Annotated in this window: 21 protein-coding genes; 13 read left to right on the forward strand and 8 right to left on the reverse strand. The window is 66.8% G+C overall.

Annotated features, from left to right (window positions below; translation table 11 throughout):
• Nucleotides 1-30: 30 nt before the first annotated feature.
• Nucleotides 31-918 (reverse strand): DMT family transporter, encoded by an 888-nt coding sequence (locus F3J15_RS28900; protein WP_166895467.1) that lies wholly within the window; start codon nucleotides 916-918, stop codon nucleotides 31-33.
• 126 nt (nucleotides 919-1,044) lie between these two features.
• On the opposite strand from F3J15_RS28900, the gene F3J15_RS28905 reads away from it, so the two are divergent.
• Nucleotides 1,045-2,502, forward strand: a complete 1,458-nt coding sequence (locus F3J15_RS28905) for a PLP-dependent aminotransferase family protein (protein WP_166895469.1) — start codon at nucleotides 1,045-1,047, stop codon at nucleotides 2,500-2,502.
• A 19-nt stretch (nucleotides 2,503-2,521) separates the two neighbouring features.
• On the opposite strand, the gene F3J15_RS28910 is transcribed toward F3J15_RS28905, so the two are convergent.
• Nucleotides 2,522-3,430 (reverse strand): LysR family transcriptional regulator, encoded by a 909-nt coding sequence (locus F3J15_RS28910; protein WP_166895471.1) that lies wholly within the window; start codon nucleotides 3,428-3,430, stop codon nucleotides 2,522-2,524.
• 154 nt (nucleotides 3,431-3,584) lie between these two features.
• Between F3J15_RS28910 and F3J15_RS28915 the strand changes: the two genes are divergently transcribed.
• Nucleotides 3,585-4,451: an NmrA family NAD(P)-binding protein gene (locus tag F3J15_RS28915; RefSeq protein WP_166895473.1), complete on the forward strand. Its 867-nt coding sequence runs from the start codon at nucleotides 3,585-3,587 to the stop codon at nucleotides 4,449-4,451.
• 36 nt (nucleotides 4,452-4,487) lie between these two features.
• Here F3J15_RS28915 and F3J15_RS28920 read toward each other — a convergent pair whose 3' ends face one another.
• Both F3J15_RS28920 and F3J15_RS28925 read right to left on the reverse strand, forming a co-directional pair.
• Complete coding sequence (locus tag F3J15_RS28920; RefSeq protein ID WP_166895475.1) at nucleotides 4,488-5,921, reverse strand: nicotinate phosphoribosyltransferase; 1,434 nt, start codon at nucleotides 5,919-5,921, stop codon at nucleotides 4,488-4,490.
• A 73-nt stretch (nucleotides 5,922-5,994) separates the two neighbouring features.
• Nucleotides 5,995-7,035, reverse strand: a complete 1,041-nt coding sequence (locus F3J15_RS28925; protein WP_166895477.1) for a bifunctional nicotinamide-nucleotide adenylyltransferase/Nudix hydroxylase — start codon at nucleotides 7,033-7,035, stop codon at nucleotides 5,995-5,997.
• Nucleotides 7,036-7,226: 191 nt separating this feature from the next.
• Here F3J15_RS28925 and F3J15_RS28930 point away from each other — a divergent pair, with 191 nt between their 5' ends.
• The 7 genes from F3J15_RS28930 to F3J15_RS28960 all read left to right on the forward strand — a co-directional run bounded on the left by F3J15_RS28930 (nucleotide 7,227) and on the right by F3J15_RS28960 (nucleotide 12,299).
• Nucleotides 7,227-7,679: an SRPBCC family protein gene (locus F3J15_RS28930; RefSeq protein ID WP_027789550.1), complete on the forward strand. Its 453-nt coding sequence runs from the start codon at nucleotides 7,227-7,229 to the stop codon at nucleotides 7,677-7,679.
• A 219-nt stretch (nucleotides 7,680-7,898) separates the two neighbouring features.
• Nucleotides 7,899-8,786, forward strand: coding sequence for a DUF4261 domain-containing protein (locus F3J15_RS28935; RefSeq protein ID WP_166895479.1), 888 nt, complete (start codon nucleotides 7,899-7,901; stop codon nucleotides 8,784-8,786).
• 121 nt (nucleotides 8,787-8,907) lie between these two features.
• Entirely contained in the window at nucleotides 8,908-9,696 is a 789-nt protein-coding gene (locus F3J15_RS28940) for a lysozyme inhibitor LprI family protein (protein WP_166895481.1), read from the forward strand.
• 150 nt (nucleotides 9,697-9,846) lie between these two features.
• Nucleotides 9,847-10,593 (forward strand): N-acetylmuramoyl-L-alanine amidase, encoded by a 747-nt coding sequence (locus tag F3J15_RS28945; RefSeq protein WP_166895483.1) that lies wholly within the window; start codon nucleotides 9,847-9,849, stop codon nucleotides 10,591-10,593.
• A 54-nt stretch (nucleotides 10,594-10,647) separates the two neighbouring features.
• Nucleotides 10,648-11,037, forward strand: a complete 390-nt coding sequence (locus F3J15_RS28950; RefSeq protein WP_166895485.1) for a lysozyme inhibitor LprI family protein — start codon at nucleotides 10,648-10,650, stop codon at nucleotides 11,035-11,037.
• Nucleotides 11,038-11,130: 93 nt separating this feature from the next.
• Nucleotides 11,131-11,709 carry a hypothetical protein gene (locus F3J15_RS28955; protein WP_166895487.1) on the forward strand — a complete coding sequence of 193 codons (579 nt, stop codon included), beginning with the start codon at nucleotides 11,131-11,133 and terminating at the stop codon, nucleotides 11,707-11,709.
• A gap of 50 nt (nucleotides 11,710-11,759) precedes the next feature.
• The gene (locus F3J15_RS28960; RefSeq protein ID WP_166895489.1) at nucleotides 11,760-12,299 is read left to right on the forward strand and encodes a GNAT family N-acetyltransferase; all 540 of its coding nucleotides are present in this window, start codon (nucleotides 11,760-11,762) and stop codon (nucleotides 12,297-12,299) included.
• Here the strand turns inward: F3J15_RS28960 and F3J15_RS28965 are convergent.
• A complete protein-coding gene (locus tag F3J15_RS28965; protein ID WP_166895491.1) occupies nucleotides 12,294-13,214 on the reverse strand; it encodes a LysR family transcriptional regulator in 921 nt (306 codons plus the stop codon). The two genes, F3J15_RS28960 and F3J15_RS28965, sit on opposite strands and share 6 nt — an antisense overlap.
• On the opposite strand from F3J15_RS28965, the gene F3J15_RS28970 reads away from it, so the two are divergent.
• On the forward strand, nucleotides 13,098-14,543 hold the full coding sequence (locus F3J15_RS28970) for an FAD-dependent oxidoreductase (protein WP_240161532.1): 1,446 nt from the start codon (nucleotides 13,098-13,100) through the stop codon (nucleotides 14,541-14,543). The genes F3J15_RS28965 and F3J15_RS28970 overlap by 117 nt on opposite strands.
• A 26-nt stretch (nucleotides 14,544-14,569) precedes the next feature.
• Here F3J15_RS28970 and F3J15_RS28975 read toward each other — a convergent pair whose 3' ends face one another.
• The 3 genes from F3J15_RS28975 to F3J15_RS28985 all read right to left on the reverse strand — a co-directional run bounded on the left by F3J15_RS28975 (nucleotide 14,570) and on the right by F3J15_RS28985 (nucleotide 17,932).
• Complete coding sequence (locus F3J15_RS28975) at nucleotides 14,570-15,916, reverse strand: glutamine synthetase family protein (RefSeq protein ID WP_166895495.1); 1,347 nt, start codon at nucleotides 15,914-15,916, stop codon at nucleotides 14,570-14,572.
• 151 nt (nucleotides 15,917-16,067) lie between these two features.
• A complete protein-coding gene (locus F3J15_RS28980) occupies nucleotides 16,068-16,625 on the reverse strand; it encodes an XRE family transcriptional regulator (protein WP_069252166.1) in 558 nt (185 codons plus the stop codon).
• Between the two features lie 17 nt (nucleotides 16,626-16,642).
• Complete coding sequence (locus F3J15_RS28985; RefSeq protein WP_166895497.1) at nucleotides 16,643-17,932, reverse strand: FAD-binding oxidoreductase; 1,290 nt, start codon at nucleotides 17,930-17,932, stop codon at nucleotides 16,643-16,645.
• Between the two features lie 310 nt (nucleotides 17,933-18,242).
• On the opposite strand from F3J15_RS28985, the gene codB reads away from it, so the two are divergent.
• From codB to F3J15_RS29000, 3 genes are read left to right on the forward strand one after another with little or no spacing between them, the layout of a single operon-like run.
• Nucleotides 18,243-19,511: a cytosine permease gene (codB, locus tag F3J15_RS28990; protein ID WP_166895503.1), complete on the forward strand. Its 1,269-nt coding sequence runs from the start codon at nucleotides 18,243-18,245 to the stop codon at nucleotides 19,509-19,511.
• A gap of 43 nt (nucleotides 19,512-19,554) precedes the next feature.
• Nucleotides 19,555-20,808: a cytosine deaminase gene (gene codA, locus F3J15_RS28995; protein WP_166895499.1), complete on the forward strand. Its 1,254-nt coding sequence runs from the start codon at nucleotides 19,555-19,557 to the stop codon at nucleotides 20,806-20,808.
• A 40-nt stretch (nucleotides 20,809-20,848) separates the two neighbouring features.
• On the forward strand, nucleotides 20,849-21,526 hold the full coding sequence (locus F3J15_RS29000) for a TetR family transcriptional regulator C-terminal domain-containing protein (protein WP_166895501.1): 678 nt from the start codon (nucleotides 20,849-20,851) through the stop codon (nucleotides 21,524-21,526).
• The last annotated feature ends 187 nt before the right edge of the window (nucleotides 21,527-21,713 follow it).

Here is a 21,713-nt window from a genome sequence, read left to right on the forward strand (position 1 = left end):
GTCGCGCGCGCCCGCATTCAGCTCCGCACGTCAGCCCGCGCGCCGCACGGGCGCCATCTTCGAGAAGTACTTCGCGCCCGCCACGCAGCCGACCACGACGACCGTCACCGCGACCATCGACGGCGGCACCGTCTCGTGCAGCAAGCCAGCCGCGAGCAGCAAACCGAAGAACGGCTGCAGCAGCTGCAACTGACCGACGCCTGCGATCCCGCCGAGCGCGAGCCCGCGATACCAGAACACGAAGCCGATCAGCATGCTGAACAGCGACACGTACGCGAGGCCCCACAGCGCGGCAGAATCGACGCCGTCGAACGACACGGGCCAGGTGAACCACGTGAGCGGCAGCATCAGCGGCAGCGACAGCACGAGCGCCCACGAGATTACCTGCCAGCCGCCGAGCTGACGCGACAGGCGTGCGCCTTCCGCATAGCCCAGCCCGCACGCGACGATCGCGGCCAGCATCAGCGCATCGCCCACCACCGACGCGTGGCCGCCGTTGCGCAGCGCAAACGCGGCCACCGCACCGCTGCCGACGATCGAGAAGATCCAGAACGGCAGCCGCGGCCGTTCGCCGCCGCGCCACACGCCGAACAGTGCGGTCGCGAGCGGGAGCAGCCCGACGAACACGATCGCGTGCGCGGACGTCACGTGCTTCAGCGCGAGTGCCGTCAGCAGCGGAAAGCCGATCACGACCCCGAGCGCGACGATGGCGAGCGACACGGCCTCGGCACGCGTCGGGCGCCGCTGCTTCAGCACGACGAGCAGCAGCAGGCCGAGCGCGCCGGCGATCGTCGCCCGCGCAAAGGTGAGGAACAGCGGGTCGAGCCCCTGCACCGCGATACGCGTCGCGGGCAGCGAGCCACTGAAGATGATCACGCCCAGCAGGCCGCTGAGCCATCCGTCGGTCGTCTTTTGCACGGGAAATCCTGAACGGGGAAAGTGGATGACCGATGATCCGCCGCCCGCGAAAAGCGCGTAAGCTACAGCCCAATACAATTCGGACAAACTGTACTGGACAACCGACCGTACAGTTCATTCTTCGCCATGAGCCAGGCCGCCCCGCTTCCCGTTCCGCCCGCCCCGTCGCGCACGCGCGTGGAAACCGTGATGGATACGTTGCGCGCACGCATCGCGAGCCGCGCGCTGGTGCCCGGCGCGCGCGTGCCGTCGATCCGGATGATGGCGGATGCGCTGGGCGTGTCGAAATCGACCGTCGTCGACGCGTACGAGCGGCTCGCGAGCGAAGGCGTGCTGGTCGCGCGGCGCGGCTCGGGTTTCTATGTGTCGGGGCATGCGCCGCCGCTCGCGCTCGCCGACCTCGGCCCGCGGCTCGATCGCGGGCTCGATCCGCTGTGGCTGTCGCGCCAGTCGCTCGAAGCGGCGCCGACGTCCGTGAAGCCCGGTTGCGGATGGCTGCCGCCGTCGTGGCTGCCGGACGAGAGCCTGCGCCGCGCGCTGCGCGCCGCGTCGCGCGACGAATCCGACGCGCTGACCGACTATGCGACACCGCTCGGCCTGCCCGCGATGCGCCAGCAGCTCGCCTGGCGGCTCGCGCAGCACGGCGTCCAGGCCGAACCCACGCAGATCATGCTGACCGACGGCGGCTCGCACGCGCTCGATCTCGTCTGCCGGCTGCTGCTGGAGCCGGGCGACACGGTCGTGCTCGACGATCCGTGCTACTTCAACTTCCAGGCGCTGCTGCGCGCGCACCGTGCGCGGATCGTCAGCGTCCCGTACACGCCGAACGGCCCCGATCTCGCGCGTTTCGAGCAAGTGCTCGCCGAGCACCGGCCGCGCCTGTACATCACCAACTCGGCGCTGCACAACCCGACCGGCGCAACGCTCTCGGCGCCCGTCGCGCACCGGCTGCTGACGCTCGCCGCCGAGCATGGCCTGCTGATCGTCGAGGACGACATCTTCGCGGATTTTGAAAGCACGCCCGCGCCGCGCCTCGCGGCCTTCGACGGGCTGTCGCGCGTCGTGTCGATCGGCAGCTTCTCGAAGACGCTGTCGGCCGCGATCCGCTGCGGCTACGTCGCCGCGCGCCCGGAATGGATCGAGGCGCTCGTCGACCTGAAGCTCGCGACGTCGTTCGGTCATGCGCAGATCGGCGCGAACGTCGTACACCGGCTGCTCGTCGACGGCACGTACCGGCGCCACGTCGACAGCCTGCGCACGCGCCTCGCGGACGCGATGGGCGAAACGCTCCGGCGCGTCACGCGCGCCGGGCTGCGGATCTGGACGGAGCCGCGCGGCGGCCTGTTCGTGTGGGCGGAGTTGCCCGACGGGCTCGACGCCGCGCGTGTCGCGCGCCATGCGCTGGACCACGATGTGGTGCTCGCGCCCGGCAACGTGTTCAGCGCGTCGCACAGCGCGACGTCGTACCTGCGTTTCAACGTGTCGCGCTGCAAGGGGCCGGCGGTGTTCGATGCGCTGGCGCGGGCGATGGAGGCAGTGCGCGCGGCGGACACGACCGGGCACGTACTCGCCCGCGAATCATGACCGCAGGCAGGCGAGCGCGCTAGCTGCCGGCCGCCACGATTTCCGCGACGAAATCGACGAACGCCCGCACCTTCGCGGGCGGCAAGTGGCGCGACGGGTAGTACGCGAACAGCGGGAACGCCTCGCCGCGCCAATCCGCAAGCAGCTCGACGAGCCGCCCCTGTTCGATCAGCCCCGCCACCCCGCTCGCCTTGAAGCGTGCGATGCCGACGCCGGCCAGACATGCGCCGAGCATCGTGCCGGCATCGTTGACGAGCAGCCTGCCCGTCGTTTTCACGGGCACGCGCTTGCGGCCGAGCTGATAGACCCATTCGAGCGGCTGGCCGGTCAGCGTGTTGCGCATCTGGATGCACGCATGGCCGACGAGGTCGGCTGGCGCCTCGGGACGCCCGTATCGTTTCACGTACGCAGGTGCGGCGACCGTCACAGCTCGCGTCTCCAGCAGCTTGCGCGCCACCAGCGACGACGAAGGCGGTTCGCCGAACCGCACCGCGACGTCGAATCCTTCCGCGACCAGATCGCCGAGCTGCTCGCGCGCCGCCAGTTCAAGCGACAGATCGGGATGGCGCGCCAGGAACGCGGGGAGATGCGGCGCGAGCACCCGCCGCGAAAAATACGCGTCGACATTCACGCGCAGCCTGCCGCGCACGGCCGCGGCCGAACCGGCGGCCAGCGTGACCGCGTCGCCGATGCCGGCGAGCAGCGGGCCGATGTCCTCGTACAGGCGACGCCCCTCGTCCGTCAGCGTGACCGAGCGCGTCGTGCGATCGAGCAGCCGTACGCCGACCCGCGCCTCAAGCCGGCCCACGGCCCGGCTGACACCGGACGGCGACAGGCCGAGCGCGTCGGCCGCGCGCGCGAAGCTGCCGCTTTCGACGATCGCGGCGAGCACGCCCACATTCGCCAGGATCCGCCCATCGATGCTCATGATTTCACTCATGACAAAAGATCACCAATCAAATGACATGGATTCGATTCCATCAGGAATCGCCGCTCTCTATCATGCAACCCGATGCATCGCGACGGCAAGCCCGGTCGTTCCGGCATGCCGCTTCTCCACTTCTCGATGAGGATTTCGAATCATGTACGCCATTACCGGCATCACCGGACAGGTCGGCGGCGCGCTCGCCCGGACATTGCTCATCGCGGGCCAGCCCGTCCGGGCCGTCGCGCGTGACGCCAACCGCGCCGCGCCGTGGGCCGCGCGCGGCTGCGACGTCGCACTCGCCGACATGACCGACACCGCCGCGCTGACAGCGGCCTTCTCGAACACGGCCGGCGTATTCGTGCTGCTGCCGCCCTGCTTCGATCCGTCACCCGGATTCCCCGAAACGCGCAATGTAATCGACGCCGTCGGCGCGGCGTTGCGCACCGCGCGGCCGCGCAAGGTCGTCTGCCTGTCGACGATCGGCGCGCAGGCGACGCAGGTGAACCTGTTGACGCAGTTGACGATGATCGAGCAGGCGTTCGGTGACCTGCCGATGCCCGTCGCGTTCCTGCGCCCCGCGTGGTTCCTCGAAAACGCCGCATGGGATGTCGCGACCGCGCGCGACACCGGCGTGATCCACAGCTTTCTCCAGCCGCTCGACCGGCCGGTGCCGATGGTTGCCACCGAAGACGTCGGCCGCACGGCCGCGGCCCTGCTGCAGGATGAGTGGTCCGGCGCGCGCATCGTCGAACTCGAAGGACCGCGGCGCGTCAGCCCGAACGACCTGGCCGCCGCGTTCGCCCGCGTGCTCGGGCGCCCCGTACAAGCCGAGGCCGTCCCCCGCGACACATGGGCCGGCCTGTTCGACAGGCAGCAGATGCGCTACCCGGAACCGCGCATGCGCATGCTCGACGGCTTCAATGAAGGCTGGATCGACTTCGCGTCGGCGCCTGCGGATGTCCTGAAGGGGAACCTCGACGCAGACGCCGTACTGCGCACGCTCGTCACGCGCGCCGCCTGAGCTGGAACGAGGCGGCGGGATGCCCCGCCGCCCGCTTCACACCTCCCCCGCGTGCGCCCTCGCCCGCACTTCCGCAAACGACGTATCGACGAGCAGGCGCCCCGTATCGAACACCGTTTCCAGCGCGTCCTCCCACTCGCCTTCCAGCATCCGGTCGTCCCACGCGGCGGGTAGCGTCGTCGTCCGGTACTCGCCGGTGCGGAAACTGCGCAGCAGCGTGAGCCGCCCCTTCTTCGAGCGCTTGCCCTGATCGGTGACCGGATCCTTGCAGACGTCGTGCCACACGCCGCCGCGCCGGATCGCCGAGCACTTCATCGCAAAGCGCTGCGTATCGCGGTTCACCTGTTGCAGCAGCCCGCCGCCCATGCCGAACACGACGTTGCCGGCCGCATAGCCTGCGTCGTCGAGCGCGGACAGAATCGCTTCGATCGACAACTCGTCGACGCCGTCGCCCTGGATCACGCGCACACGATTCAGCACGCGCCGCCCCTTGCCGTTCACGGTCGAGCCGAACGATGCATCGAGCGCGCGCACGGTCTGCAGCACGATCGCCACCGGGTCACCCGAATCGGGCCGCACGACCAGTGTCGCGCCGGAATCGAGCACGGCCTGCCGAAGCTCGCCGCCCCACAGATCGAGCGCCGCGAACAGATCATAGGAGTCCGACACGACCGACACGATCGCACCGGGCAGGCCGAAGCGGCGAATCATGTTCCGGTACGCATCGGCTTCGTGTTCGCGGCCCCACGACGTGATCGTGCTGTGCTCGGCCGCCGGCACCGAGTACGCGGCCATCGGCTCCCGATAGAAGCGATTCGCGGCCAGCACGCCAAGTACCGTGTCCGAACCCATGAAGTTCACGAGGTGCGCCGCGCCGCCGATCGCGGCCGACTCCGCGCTCGACACGCCGCGCGCGCCGAAGTCGTGCAGCTTGAATGGCAGTTGCGCGAGATCGTCGTCGGTTTTTTCCAGGAAGCGGCGGATCGTCTGCCGCAGGTGCCAGCTGCGCGTCGCGACCGTCACCGGATACCACACGCGCAGCAGCATCGTCTCGAGGTACGACGCGAGCCAGAACACCTGCGGGTCGTCACATTCCACCGTCATCAGCACGTTGTGCACCGGCACGACCGAACCCTCGGGCACCGCGCGGATCTTCACCGGCAGGTAGCCGTCGTAGCGTTCGACGATATAGCGCCAGCCTGCCTCGTTGAACGGCTCGCCGTGCACCGTGAAGAAATCGCGCGCTTCGTCGATCATCGCGTGCGTGATCGGCTTGCACAGATATTCCTTCAGCAGCATCTGCAGGCCGAAGAACACCGTGCGGTCGTAGCGGCCACCGCGCGATTCGACGTACGAGAACATCGCCGACGCGTCGGGCGGATATTGCAGGAAGTGGGAAGCCTTGTACGAATCCGTGTTGAGGATCGGATTGGCGAGAACCGCGGCAAAGCCGCCGAGATCGTTTTGCATGGCTAGAGCTCCTCTAGGCCGTTGAAGTGCCGCCGCGTCTGTCGCGGCGGACGGAATGCGGGGAATCAGCGGATCACAGCTTCCCCAGGAAGTGATACGCGATGTCGAAGTGATCCTCGAACATCACGCTGCGCATCTGCGCGAATTCGTTGAGCGGCACCCAGCGCGCCTTGTCGGCATCGTCGCTGCCCTTCACGCGCGGCAGCTCGCCGGTCGGGAAGTTGAACAGGCACGCATGCGTGATCGTGCGGCCGCGCAGCGAGCGCGTCGGGTGATCGAACACCTGGCGATCCTTGATCGAGCCGCGCAGCACGGGCTCCGGCAGCTTCAGGCCGGTTTCCTCGCGCAGCTCGCGGATACAGGCCGCGTCGAGCCGCTCGTCCTGGTTCACGAACCCGCCCGGCAGCGCCCACAGGCCGCGGCCCGGCTCGCTGCGGCGGCGCACGAGCAGGATATGGCCCGAGTGCACGACCACCGCGTCGACCGTCACGAACGTGACCGGATACGGCGCCGCCGCCCAAGCCTTGCGATACCCGGCGATGAATTCGGCTTCCGACTTCAGCTGCGCGAATTCCGGCTGCGTGCGGAAACGCTCGAGCCAGCCGAACACGGGTTCCGGCACGGCCCACTGCACGAAGCTGTTGGTGCGTTCGGCGAAATACTGGTCGCGGATCTCGGTGGCGGAAATGTCTTCCGTCGCGTCGACGTCGACGAGCTCCCATTGCGGGAACATCCGCAGGTAATACGACGTGGCGTCCTTCTCGTGGCCGATCAGCCCGACCTTGCGCTGCGCGATATCACCGAGCGCAGACGCGACGGCGTCCTGCACCCAGCGCACCCAGTCGCCGTCGTTGTAGGTCGAATCCTGCAACGGCGCGATGGTGACGCGGTCGCGCTCGGACGCGTCGAGCAGCGAAGCCAGCATCTGGCGGCGCTCGTCGAACGAGAATGGATCTTTTATGGTGCGGGGCTTGTCGGTCGATCCGATCAGCACGCACACGCGCTCGGCCCGGCTCAGTGCCGACTTCAGCACGTTCAGGTGACCACGATGCGGAGGCTGGAAACGACCAATGAAAACGAGCGCGTCGAAGCGCTGGTTCTGTTGCGTACTCATGAGGCTCCCTCAAGAGATTGAAACGCTTCGGGTCTTTCCCGAAGGGTTGAAACGAATCCTAGGGGAAATCCCGGGGTGGGTCAATCGAGCGCGTTCGAGCCCATCCTCGACTTGACGAAGTCTGACGAAACACCGGTTATTGGCGCGGTACACTCGATTTCATCCCACTCCGCGCCAGGGCGCCCGCCATCATGAGGATCTCAGTCAGCCGCACCGTCGGCGTCGATCGCAGACGCCTCTTCACGTGGTCGCAGGATTATGCGCGGCGGCTCGTGTGGGACAGCTTCCTCACCGACGCCTACCTGCTCGACGGCATGACGGCCGACGTCGGCGTCGATGCGTTCTGCCGCAGCCAGTCGGGCGCGACGATGGTGTCGCGCTACATCTCGTACCGTCCGCCGCAGGTCGCCGCCGTCGAAATGGTCGACGGGCCGAAAGTGCTCGAACGCTTCAGCGGCAGCTGGAACTTCACCGAGCACACGCCCGGCACGACCGAGGTGAAATTCACGTACCACTTCCGCGCCCAGCCGGCCTGGCTGCGCTGGCTGCTCGAACCGCTGATCGGCGCGTTCTACCTCGTGCAGACGCGCCGGCGTCTCGACTCGTTCAAGCGCTGGGCCGAAGCCGAAGCGCTGCCGCACTGACCGGCGACCACGGGCCGCACGGCCCGGCTCGTCTGCGCCACCTCCCCCCCCTCGAATGCGTCCGAACGCGCGATCGCCGCGCCGTCCCGGCATGCACCGCGTATTTGCCAGATTCGCCGAACCCGGGGAAACTACGGGCGGCCGTCACCCCGACGGCGCGCCCCGACCGAGAGAGCGGGGCACTCCTCCCTGAAACGGCTTCGACACGAACATCATCCGATGAGCCTGATTTCCCGATTCTTTGGCCGCAAAGACGAACCCGAAAACCCGGTCGCGCTGGTCGCGGCGCCCGACGTCGAGCATCCGCTGAGCGTGACGGTCGTCTTCGACGGCCCGCTGCAGGTCGATATCGCCGCGCTGACGGCCGCGCTGCGCACGTACCACCCGAGCATGAAGCAGGCGCGCGTCGAGACCGAGCCGACACTGGAGCAGGTATTCGGGCTCGCCGGCTGGGGCAACCACGTCGTCCGGCTCGTCGGCTTCGACTCGCCCTATCCGTCCGAGGCCCTGGAAGCGTGTGTCGCGCCGGCCCACTACGGGCAGGACCTGAAGCAGCAGGTGCGCGCGAGCCGCAGCCACGTGATCCTCTACTACGCCGGGCACGAAGCGAATCCGCTCGACCAGTATGTCGCGCTGGCGGCCATTGCCGGCGCGCTCGCCGAACAGAACGGACTCGCGGTGCTGAACGAGCACGCGCACACGTCGCTGCCGGCCGGCGTCTTCAACGCGAAGGAACTCGGCGAGGAAAGCCTCGAAGTGCTGCGGGATATCCCGTTGAACCTGTTCTTCTGCGGCTTCGTGAAATACGAAGTCGAAGGCGTCGAAGGCGTGTGGATGCGCACCTATGGCGCCGACGTGTTCGGCCTGCCCGACTTCGCCGCGCTCGCGCAAGGTCATCACGAAGGCGAACGCTACTCGGGCATCTTCAACAACGTGATGCACTACCTGCTGGAAAGCGGTGCGCGCATGCACGCGGGCGAAACAATGCAGATCGGCGCGGAAACGTTCATGAAACTGCGTGAACCGCTCGATCACGAGTATTACCTGCAAGGGCCCGCGCAGGTGCTGGTGGCCGAGCTGATCTCGGCGAACGAAATCAATCGCTGATTTCACGTCGCCGTATCTCGCTGCACGGCGCACGGGTTCAAGGCTTCACGAACCGCGTGCGCCGCTGCGTCACGTGACGGCGGCGTGACAGCCGCCATTCCAACCCGATGAGGAGCGATCCATGTTCGGTATTCGCCTGGGTCTCACGCTGGCCGCCATCGGCCTCTCGCTGTCGGCCCACGCCGACAGCATCGACTGCTCGCGCGCGAAGACGCGCACCGAGCGCCTGATCTGCAGCGACAAGGCGCTCGTGTCCGCCGACAGCGCATTGGCAAGCGCCTACTACGGCGCGATCGGCATTGCAGCCGACCAGCAGGCCGTCGTCCGGTCGCAACGCGCATGGCTCGCGCAACGCGATGCGTGCGCCGATGCAGCCTGCATCGCCACCGCTTACCGCGACCGGACGGCAGCGCTGAAGCAAGTGAAACACGCGGGCTGGAAAACCTATCGCGATCCGGCGCTCGGCATCTCGTTCGAGTACCTCGGGAACCGCCAGATCAAGAAGCCGTGCCCCGAAATCGGCGGCGACCGCTGCGTCGCGATCGTCGGCCGCAACATGACGAACAGCAGCTATTTCATCGCGTTCGAGATCGTCGATGGCGCGCTCGAACCCGTTGCGGAAAAGGAAGCCGGCTTCGAGCGGCAGGACGACGGCAAATGGATGTCGACGTACGGTCGCGGCACGCCGCAAGCGGTCGAACGCTTCTCCGGCGTCGGCTGGCGCGGCATGCGCGCGACGATCACGTGCGGTATCAGCGATCCGGAAACCGGCTTCCACGCGGCCGGCGGCGACTGCTACTGGGCCGTGCTGAGCAACGGCAAGCGCGCGGCCGTCGCGAATACGCAGGGTATCGTCGGCACCGACGACGCGACGATGCACAGCGTGTCGTCGTTCCGGTTCGAGCGCTAGCAGGCATCGCGCGACGCGCGTCCGCCCGGGAAGGAATCGACGGGCCGGCGCCGTCGCCACCCGCTATAATCGCCCGACATTCCGACTGCCTTGAGCAGGCCGACGGTGCCGCGCCGTCCGACGCGCCGTATGCCCTCCTCGACAACAACAATGACGAACCGAACCATCCGACGCCTTCGCCCGCTCGTGCGCGCCGCCGCGCGCGTGCTCGCCTGCGCCCCGCTGCTCGGCGCGCCGCTGGCGCTGCATGCGGCCGACACCGCACCCACCTCAGGGCGCTACATCGTCGTCGACACCGGCCATACGCCGACGCACCCGGGCTCCACCGGCGCGAGCGGCCGCGTCGAATACCTGTACAACCTCGACCTGTCCGCGGCGGTTGCCGAGAAACTCGCCGCGCACGGCGACCGCGTGCTGCGCACGTCGGCCGACGGCCGCGAGATCGCGCTCGACCAGCGTTCGACGCAGGCTCCCGACGCGAACCTGTTCGTGTCGATCCATCACGACTCGATGCAGCAGCAGTTCATCGATGCAGGCCGGCAGCGCGAATTCCGCGGCTTCTCGGTGTTCGTGTCGGAACGCAACCCGCACTATGCGGAAAGCCTGCGTTGCGCGAAGGCGATCGCCGAGCGGCTGGTCGCGTCCGGCGAGCGGCCGTCGCTGTATCACGCGCAGCCGATCCGCGGCGAGAATCGCCCGCTGATCGACCCGCCACTCGGCATCCACCGCTTCGACGATCTCGTCGTGCTGCGCACCGCGCCGATTCCGGCGGTGCTCGTCGAGGCCGGCGTGATCGTCAATCCGGACGAGGAAGCACGGCTGGCGCGTCGCGAGACGATCCAGAAACTGTCCACCGCGATCGCCGGCGGCATCGACGCGTGCACGACACCGCAATAAACAACGATCACGCCCGTCGGGCCCAACGGTTTTCACCCAGTCAGGAGCATCACCATGAAAATGAAGCATCTGCTCGCATCCTGCGCGCTGCTCGCGCTTGCCGTTCCGTTCACCGCACACGCCGCCGGCTGCGCGAAGCCGCACAGCGCGTTCGACCAGGTGTACTGCAGCAGCACGCAATTCTCGCAGACCGACCGTGACCTCAATGACGAGTACGGCCGCCTGCGCAAGCAACTGAGCAGCGACCAGCAGGCGACGCTAAAGGCCGGCCAGCTCGCGTGGCTGAAGCAGCGCGACGCCCAGTGCAGCGAGACGCGCAACAACGGCTACCTCGTGGATCTCCAGTGCGCGACCGACATGACGCAGTCGCGCCTGTCGTTCCTGCGCGAGCGTGAACGTGAGTGCACGAGCACGGGTTGCGTGACGTCGAAGCTCGGCGACTAAGGGCGTCGTGCGTGCCGCGCCGCGAAGCGTTTCGCGACGCGGCGCTTCATGCACTTGCGGTCCCTGCGCTTCGGCACCACGAAAGGAGCAGCGATGCGACATGAATTCTCCGAAGTCCTCAACGATCTGGTCGACTATTTTCTCGTCGGCGATCTCCTGCTGCTGAGGCGCTTCAAGGAACAGCACGGGCTGCCGGACGACGTCGCGACGGCGTTCACCACGAGCGACAGCGGCGAGCGCGCCGTGCTGGAAGGGGTCGTCGTTCCGCTGGCCGGCATCGAGAACCATCCGTACACGGTCATCTTCACGCTGGATGGCGACACACCCGAATTGCTGAAGACGGGAAGCCGCCTGCAGCATCGGCGCGGCGGGTACGTGCTGCGCGTCGAACATGGTTCGATCATGCTCTACACGTGGCGAATTCTCGAACGCTTCAACGATGTAACGGTCAATGCGCTGCTCGCGCGTTACCGCGAACCGGGCAGGCCCGTGATTGAAATCGACAACGGCTGGTACGACGTCGAGATCCTCGGTGGTGAAGTGCCGCGCAACGGCTGGTTCGAGCCTGCGTTCGAATTCGTGCTGAAGAAAACCGACGTGCCGGGTGATGCATCTCAGCTGGATATCAACTACCGTTTCGCGATAGAAGGCAGCCTGGATCCGGCGAATTGAATCCCGCGCGCGACGGCGCGGCATACGGCAACCGATCAGGCGGCGCACACATGACACCGAACACGACGAACATCGACATCCGCCCTGCCACGCCCGCCGATGCCCCGGCCATCGCCGCCATCCACGTCGCATCGTGGCAGGCTACCTACCCGGGCATCATGCCGGCCGCGTTCCTTGCCGGCCTGTCAGTCGAAAAGCGCACCGCTTCGTGGCGCCATGCGCTCGACGCCGGGCGGCCGCGTGTCGCGCTCGCGTTTACGGAGAGCGGGCCGACCGGCTGGATCGCGTATGGTCCGACCCGCGACACCGACAAGGATCGCACCTGGGGCGAAATCGAAGCGATCTACCTGCATCCGGCGCATTGCGGGCAAGGCGTCGGCACGGCGCTGGTCGACCATGCATGCCGTGCGCTGCATGACTCGGGCCATGAATGGGTGTCGCTCTGGGTGCTGGTGAAGAACCATCGTGCACGGGCGTTCTATGAACGCGAGGGTTTCGTTGCCGAAGACGACATCAAGACGTTCGAGATCGACGGTGCGCCAATCGAAGAAGTGCGCTACTGGCGCGCATTGCCGAAACGATCGTCATGACGGCATCGCCACCCCTGCCGCAAGACGCGCCTGCATCAACTGCAGCAACTCACGGATCTTCGCATTGACGGAATTGCGGCTCGAATAGGCAGCCAGCAGTTCGAGCGGCGCAGGCGTCATCTCCAGCGGCACGCGCACCAGCCGCCCGGCGGCCAGCTCGGCCGCGCATCCGCGTTCGACGAGAATTGCGAAGCCGATCCCGTTCACCGCCGCCAGCCCAGCCATCTCGCCGCTATTGACGCGATACCGGCTCGCGACCGGAATCTTGTGAATCCGCCCGTCACCGTCGGTGAACTGCCACGGTTGCCCTTTCAGCGTGCTCAGCGTCGTGATGCACGGCAATTGCCTGAGCTGCTCCGTCCGGGTCGGCATGCCCGTGCGCTCGATCAGCGACGGCGCGGCCACGACGACGCTCGGCAAGCTCACGAGCGGCCTGACGACGAACGTGCTGTCGTCCAGCTTGCCGCGATTGACGATGATCGACAGGTCGAACTCGTCGCGCAACGTCGATACGCCTGCGAGGCTCGTATCGCAATCGATTTCGACACGCGGATGGCGGCTCGCGAATTCCGCGACGATCGGGCCGAGCATGCGCGGCCCGATTTCGCCGGGTACGCAAAGCTTCAGCACGCCGCGCAGCTCCGTTTGCTGCGAGGTCAGTTCGAATTCGGCAAGCGTCAGCGCATCGAGCATCGGCTTTGCGCGCTCGTGCAGCAGGCGCCCGGCCTCCGTCATCCGAAGGTGTCGCGTGCTGCGCTCCAGCAGACGCACGCCGAGCCTCGACTCCAGTTGCGCCACATGGCGGCTCACGTTGGAACCGGGTATCGACAGCACGCGCGCGGCGCCGGCAAAGCTGCCTTCGTCGACGACCGACACGAACACGCGCACCGCGTTCAGATCCAGCTTGCTGCGCATCATTATCCCGTTTCAGGTATCAAAGCTCGCCGCTTTTCTCGGCTTATCCCGTTCGGGACCGTAATTTACGATGCGGATCCAGTCAAGGCGTGGTCGCCGACGCGCGAACCCGCGCCGACTCGAGCACGCGCACGAACCTATGGGAGCATCAACATGGATATCGCCATTCTCGGCGCCGGCGTCGCCGGCATGAGCACCGCGCTTGCGCTTGGCCGGCAGGGGCACCGGATACGGCTCTACGAGCGCAGGCCATCCGAGACGACGATGGGCGCCGGCGTCGTGCTCTGGCCGAATGCCGGCTTCGTGCTCGAGCAACTCGGCCTGCTGCCGGACGTCGTAGAGGTGAGCGGCCACTTGCGCGCGATGCGGTGCATGGACCGGCACGGCACCCCGTTCAAGCGCGTCGATATCGGCGAACTCGACCGCCACATGGGTTTCCCGACGCGCTCGATCCTGCGGCGCGACCTGCAGGCCGTGCTGGCGCGGCACGTCGCCGCGCACGGCATCGAAGTCTGCTTCGGCCACTGCGCGACGACGATCGACACCGGCACCGATGGGCGCGCGGTCGTTCGCTTCGACAACGGCGTGGCGATCACTCCAGAGCTCGTGATTGGCGCAGACGGCCGCATGAACTCCGTCGCGCGACGCTACGTGGTCGGCAAGGCCACGCCCGTCTATCAGGGATTCGTCAACTGGATCGGCGTGGCGCACAACGCCGTACCGCTGGTCGACGAAGTATCGATATTCGACTACTGGGGCCAGCGCGAACGATTCGGCATCGTCGCACTGGACCGGCATCGCATGTACTGGGCAGCGGCCCGCGCCGAGGCTGAAATCGACGATAGCGACGATGGGGCGCCAGACGATCCCGGCCCGCTGCTGGAACGGCTCTTCGACGGGTGGCCCGCGCCCATCGCGGATGTGATGCGCGCGACACCGCCGGGCACCATCGCGAAGATCCGCGTGCACGATCTCGATCCCGTCGACGTATGGCACCGCGGCAATGTGCTGCTGATCGGCGATGCCGCGCACGCGCCGCTCCCCACCTCCGGACAAGGCGCATGCCAGGCGCTCGAGGACGCATGGCATCTCGCCCGCTGCCTCGACGAGCATGGACAAAGCAACGACCCCGACGCAGCGCTCGCCGCGTTCACGCTGCGGCGCACCCGGAAAACCTCGGCGATCACGCTACGTGCACGCGAGTTCGCTCACCGGCTGTTCGGCAATGACACGCACGAAGCCGCGCGACAGGTCGATCCGGTCGCAGAAATCGAAGCGCTCGCGAACGCGTGGGGAGCGGGCCTGCCGATGATGCAGGCGCGGGACTGACAAGACGCGCAAGCGATGGCATTCGATCACAGAAACCACCGATACTCCCGCGCCCCGATCTCATTGCGGAAGTCCAGCTCCTCCTGCCGCTTGTTCTCGCAATACACCATCACGAACTCGCGGCCGAGCCCCTCGCGCACGGCCGCGTGATCCTGCATCGACGCGACGGCCGACAGCATCTCCTTCGGAAAGTCGATCCCGCTACCGCGATCCTCGTTGAGCGGCGCGATCGGCTCGAGCTTCGCGTCGAGCCCGTGCTCCATCCCGGTGAGAATCGCCGCGAGCACCAGATACGGGTTCGCGTCCGCACTCGCGAGCCGGTGCTCGATCCGCAGGTTGCGCGCATCCGACTCGGGAATCCGGATGCACGCATCGCGATCCTCGAAGCCCCAGCTCGCGCGGCTCGCCGCATTCACCATCGAACCGTAACGCCGGAACGCATTGTGATTCGGTGCGAACACGGGCATGCAATGCGGCAGCAGCGCGAGGCAGCCGGCCACCGCGTGCCGCAGCGGCCGCTGCCCGTCCGCCGCGAGCAGGTTGCGCCCCGCATCGTCGTAGAGGCTCACGTGCACGTGCATCCCGCTGCCCGGCGCATGCAGGTACGGCTTGCCCATGAAGCTCGCGCGATAGCCGTGCTGCAACGCGACGCCGCGCGTGCTGCGGCAGAACATCGCCGACCAGTCGGCCGCGCGCAACCCGTCGTCGCAATGGCCGAAGTTGATCTCGAACTGGCCCGGCCCGAGCTCGGCGGTGATCACGGTCGCGTCGATTCCCTGCATGCACGCGACGTCGACCATCTCGTGCAGCACGTCGGAGAAGCGCGACAGGCGCTCAATATGCATGTTCGGCTGATCGTCGCGATCATCGGACAGGCGGTCGCGCGGATACTTCGGCATCCCCGCTTCGAGCTGCGCGGCGAACAGGTAGAACTCGAGCTCGAACGCGACGACCGGCCGGATGCCGCGCCGCGCGAGCCGCTTCAGCACGCGCGCGAGCACCTCGCGCGGCTCGAACTCGACCGGCGCATCGGTGCCGTCCGTCGTGATCAGCATCTGGCCGAGCGGCTGCTTCTCCCAGGTCACCGGCTTCAGCGTGCCGGGGATCAGCCGGCGCACGGCGTCCGGATCGCCGTCGTTGAAACAGTAGTCGCCGATCTTGTAGAGCCCGCCCTGCGTGCCGAGCAGGATGCAGTTCTGCGGCAGCTTCAGCAGCGAGCCGGCCGCCACCTTCTCGAGCGCATCGATCGGGTAGCGCTTGCCGTAGAAATGCCCGGGCAGGTCGAGGCAGATCAGGTCGACATAACGGATCTCCGGGTGTGCCTGCCGGAATGCGCGGACCTCGGCGACCAGCGCGGGAACGACGTCAGCCATGTCTCATCCTTTCCATGTCTTGTATGGCGGTGCCGCGATGCGGCGAACCGGATTCATGCGGCATGCATGACGTCGCACGCCTCTTACAGATCAGGACTGCAAACAACGGCCGCGGCGCGGCTTCCCCCCGACCGCATGCCGCACCAACAACTCAGGTGAATACCCAGATCACGCGCGTCGGCGCATCGGTCAAATTGGCATAACGAAAGCGCTTATGCGCGGGAAGCTGGAATGCGTCGTTCGGGCCGAGCGTGACGGGCGTATCGTCGCCATCGATCCAGACCGTCAGTTCTCCTTCGAGCACGAAACCACCCTGCTCGTCGCTGTCGTCGACGGGCCGCTCGCCGCTGCTCGCGCCGGGCGCGAGATGGCTTTCGAGGATCGAGAAGCGCGAGCGCATGTTCGGCGACACGAGGATGTCGGTAATGCCGGCCGCGTAATACACGGTGCGCCGCTCGTCGGGCCGCGTGACCCACGGTACGCTGCGCGGCTTGCTCAGGCTGTAGAAATAGGTGGTCGGCACGCCGAGTGCCTCGCCGATCGCGGTGAGATCCGCCACCGTCGGGCGCGACAGCCCGCGCTCGACCTGCGACAGAAAGCCGACCGAGCGGCCGATCCGTTCCGCGAGATCGTTGAGCGTGACCTTGCGATGCTTGCGCAGGTCGCGGATCAGGATCGCCAGGCTTTCTATCTCTTCCTGTTCATTCATGGTGGGTTCCGGTGCAGTCAGACGGTATCGCGCAGACGGTACCAGGCCTTGCCGATCGCTTCCAGCGGCGCGGCGAGCCGGTCGCCGCCGGGGAAGCGCGGGTTGCGGATGCGCTGGTACTGCGCGAGCAGGCGTTCGTCGCCGAGCACCGCGTCGGCCACCGCACGCGCACCGGCGAGCGTCGGCAGCACGCCGTGCCCCGAAAACCCCTGCAGCCAGAAACGCTGCCCGTGGCGGCCGATGTCCGGCGTGCGGCGCATGCTGATGTCGATATGGCCGCCCCACGCGTAATCGAGCGGCACGCCGGCCAGTTGCGGGAACACGCGTTCGAGGTGCGGGCGCGTCGCCGCCGCGATATCGGCCGGAATGCCGCCGAGATACGTGCAGCCGCCGCCGAACAGCAGCCGATTGTCGGGGCTCAGGCGGAAATAGTCGGGCACGAACTGGTTGTCGATCACGCAACTGTTCTGCGGCAGCAGCGAACGGGCGACGTCGGATGCGAGCGGCGCGGTCGCGACCTGGTACGTGCCGACCGGCAGCAGGCGGCGCGCGAGATCGCGATCGAGCCGGTCGACATACGCGTTGCAGGCCAGCACGAGCACGTCCGCGCGCACTTCGCCGCGTGCCGTGCGGGCGACGTGGCCGCCGGCCGTCTCGCGGCAGTCGAGCACGCGGCTCTGCTCGAAGATGCGGCCGCCCGTGCGCTCGATCGTCTGGGCGAGGCCGAGCGCGAGTTTCAGCGGATTCAGGTGGCCGGCCTCGGGATCGTGCAGTGCCGCAAGGTAACGCGTGCCGCCGATCCATTCGGGCATCTCGTCACGGCCGATCACGCGCAGCCGATCGTAGCCCCAGCGTTCGGCCGCCTCGTCACGCGCCTGCTCGAGCATCGCGACACGCCGCGGCCGCACGGCCGCCCACAGGCTGCCGGGCCGGTAGTCGATGTCGAAACCGTGCCGCGCGGGCAGTTCGCGCACCTCGGCCGCGGCCCAGCGCATGCTGTCCCACAGCAGGCGCGCGCCGTCGCGGCCGAGCGAATCCTCGAGCGGCTGCATGTCGCACGACCAGCCGAGCAGCGCCTGCCCCCCGTTGCGGCCCGACGCAGCCCACGCGACGCGGCTCGCTTCGAGCACGACGACGCGCTTGCCGGCCAGCGCCAGGCGCAACGCCGTATGCAGCCCGCTGAAACCCGCGCCGACGACGAGCACGTCGGCGTCGATGCGTTCGTCCAGCTCCGGACGATGCGGGATCGGCGCCGGGTAGGTGCCGGCGTAGTAGCTTGCGACGTGACGGTCGGACTGCACGAACATGCGGACTCCCGTGAAATTTACGCCGAGAAATTTCATGAAAAATTAGCACGGCAATTTCACGGAGGCAAGCGAGCAAAAAACGCCGGATCGGCCGATACACGACACGCCTTGCGCGTGAACCACACCGGCCCGGTGCATGTTCCCACCATCCACTCGGACGAAATTTTTACCGTTGTAAAAATTTTGGACTGAGAGAATGACGCGCTGAAACAGAGCGTCACCCATCCAAGCACGGCCCCCGTAACCCCATTCAGACCCAACCCAAGCGCTGACGGGAGACAAGATGCCCACGAACCGGGATGCAAGCCCGATGGACGAATCGGATCACGGCGAATTCTCGCTGAGCGAAGTCCCGCTCGAGAAACGCACCGGATTTCTGTCCATCACGATGGTGTTGTTGAGTTTCACGTTCTTCACGGGAACGATGTTTGCCGGCGGCAAGATCGGTGTCGCGTTCGACGTCGTCAGCATGATCCAGATCGCCGTCATCGGAAACCTGTTGCTCGCCGCCTATGCGGCGTCGCTTGCGCTGATTGCCGCCCGCAGCGGCCTGAACGCGGTACTGATGGGGCGATTCTGCTTCGGGGAAGTCGGCAGCAAGCTGTCCGATTTCCTGCTCGGCTTCGCCGAACTCGGCTGGTACGCATGGGGAACCGCGACGGTAGCGATCGTATTGGTCAAGCTGCTGGGTTGGCCGGCCTCCGTTACCACGCCGCTGATGATCCTCTTCGGCTTCGGATTTTCCATCACGGCCATCATCGGCTATCGCGGCATGGATATGCTGTCGCGCGTCTCCGTGCCGTTGATGTTCGTTCTCCTGATGATGTCGATGTGGATCGCCACCCGCGATATCGGCGGGTGGGCCGGCCTCACGCATATCGCACCGTCTCATCCGATGCCGTTCTCGGCCGCCGTGACCATGGTCATCGGCACCTTTGCCAGCGGCGCGACCCAGGCAACCAACTGGACCCGCCTCGCACGCAGCGCGCGCAGCGCCGTCTGGGCCAGCATGATCGGATTCTTCGCGGGCAACGGCCTGATGATCATCGCGGGCGCATACTGCGCGATCGTCTATCAGCAAGCCGACATCGTCGAGGTGATGATGCTGCAGGGCCTGTCGATCGCAGCGGTCGTGATGCTGTGCCTCAATCTCTGGACCATCCAGGGGCCGACGATGTACAACGTGGCGGCCGCCGGATGCCATCTGCTGCGCACCGAACGGCGCCGCACGCTCGTACTCGTGGGCGCGGCAATCGGCATCGTGCTCGCGGTCGGCGGGATGTACGAGTTGCTGATTCCGTTCCTGGTGCTGCTCGGCTCGATCATTCCGCCGGTCGGCGGCGTGATCATGGCGGACTACTGGTACCGCCATCGCGGGCAATACCCGTCGCTTGCCGCCGCCCGCCTTCCGCGCTTCAACCTGGTCGGCCTGGCCGCGTATGCCATCGGCGCCGGACTCGCCTACACCTCGCCGTGGATCGCGCCGATCGTCGGCATCGCGGCGTCCGCCGCCGCCTACATCGTGCTGCTGCAGATTGCCCGCGCGTTCACGCGCGAGCCGTCCGTTCAGGGTGAATGACTCCACTGCGCGCCCTCCCGCCCTCCGAACCACAGGAATCCTCATGAAAATCATCAACGCCAGATTGCGCGGCCGTAGCGGCCTCTTCACGATCGACATCGATGCGGGCACGATTCGCGACATCGGCCTCCAGCCGTCGCCGCTGACGTCTCAAGGGGACGACGTCATCGATGCGGGCAGCAATCTCGTCATCCCGCCGCTGGTCGAGCCGCATATCCACCTGGACGCGACGCTGACTGCGGGCGAACCCGAGTGGAACATGAGCGGCACGCTGTTCGAAGGTATCGAGCGGTGGGGCCAGCGCAAGGCCACCATTACCCATGAGGATACGAAAGCCCGCGCCCACACCACGATCGGGATGTTGCGCGACAACGGCATCCAGCACGTGCGCACGCACGTGGACGTCACCGATCACACGCTTGCCGCGTTGAAGGCGATGCTCGAGGTCAGGGACGAAGCACGCGATCTCATCGATCTGCAGATCGTCGCCTTCCCGCAGGAAGGCATCGAGTCGTTCGAGAACGGACGTGCACTGATGGAGCGCGCGATCGACATGGGGGCCGACGTAGTGGGCGGCATTCCGCATTTCGAGAACACGCGCGACCAGGGCGTGAGCTCCATCAAGTTCCTGATGGATCTCGCGGCGCGCAAGGACTGCCTGGTCGACGTTCATTGCGACGAAACCGACGATCCGCACTCGCGCTTCCTGGAAGTGCTTGCCGAGGAAGCGCGGGTTCGCGGGATGGGCACGCGCGTCACCGCCAGCCACACGACCGCGATGGGTTCCTACGACAACGCCTACTGCTCGAAGCTTTTCCGGTTGCTGAAGCGGTCGGAAATTCATTTTGTTTCGTGTCCGACCGAAAGCATCCACCTGCAGGGGCGTTTCGACACCTTCCCGAAACGACGCGGCATTACGCGTGTCGCGGAACTCGATCGCGCCGGCATCAACGTGTGCTTCGGACAGGATTCGATCAAGGATCCGTGGTATCCGATCGGCAACGGCAACATCCTGCGCATCCTCGACGTCGGCCTGCACGTGTGTCACATGCTCGGCTACGAAGACCTGCAGCGATGCCTCGACTTCGTGACGGAGCACAGCGCCCGTGCGATGTCCCTGGGCGATCGCTATGGCATCGCTGTCGGGCGGCCGGCCAATCTGCTGATCCTCGACGCGGATTGCGACTATGAAGTGGTTCGCACACAGGCCAAGGTGCGCTTGTCGCTCCGTGCCGGGAAGGTCATCATGGAGCGCACGCCTGAACGCATCACCTATCCTGAAGCAGGCACGCGTTGAGCGGGCGACGCCGCTCGTCCGACATGCCGGAGGAAGCATCGTGAGGCACCCGTCCGAGCCGGCTGCGGGAACGCCCGGTCGGCCTCACGGCCGGCGCGAAGCGCTGCGCGACACGCTCGAGGCGACCATTCTCGCCGCTGCCGAGGAATCGTTTGCCATTGACGGATTCGAGGGGAGTTCCGTTGCGACTATCGCTGCGGCCGCCGGCCTGTCGAAGCAGAACCTGATGTACTACTTCCCCACGAAGCTGGCGCTCTACCAGCGCGTGCTGGACGACGTATTGCGGGACTGGCTCGGCAGGATGCGGGAGTTTGCGGCGCCCGATCGCGAGCCCGCGGAAGCCATGTCGGCGTATATCCGGGCCAAACTCGAATTCTCGAGAAATCGCCCGCATGGATCGCGGGTGTTTGCGCTGGAGATCATCGGCGGGGCCAAGATCTACGGAAAGGAAATCCGCAAACAACTGATTCCGGTGTTGCGCGACGACATCCGGGTGCTCGAACGCTGGATCGAGGAAGGCAAGGTCAGGCAGGTCGACGCCGAGCACCTGTTCTTCCTGATCTGGGCCGCCACGCAGGCGTATGCGGATTTCGCCTCCCAGATGCTGCTGGTGCTCGGCAAGCGTGCGCTGGGAAACGACGATTTCGACGCGGCTTACCGCACGATCTCGGATCTGGTGCTCAACGCACTGATCACCGGGGACGGCAAGACGGATTGACTGCTTGACCGCCTCCGTCGCCGTTCATGCACGCGCCCCCCGGCGCCGTCGACACTCGCCGGGGAACCACCGGTCAGTCGTGCTTGTGGCGCTTCTTGTTGCCGTGGTGATGATCGTTGGAACGCGAGTTGTTGCGCGACACGTGGCCGCCCAGCGCCGCGCCCGCGCCGCCGCCCAAGCCGGCGCC

The organism is Burkholderia sp. Ap-955 (assembly GCF_011753045.1).
Classification (GTDB): domain Bacteria; phylum Pseudomonadota; class Gammaproteobacteria; order Burkholderiales; family Burkholderiaceae; genus Burkholderia; species Burkholderia lata_D.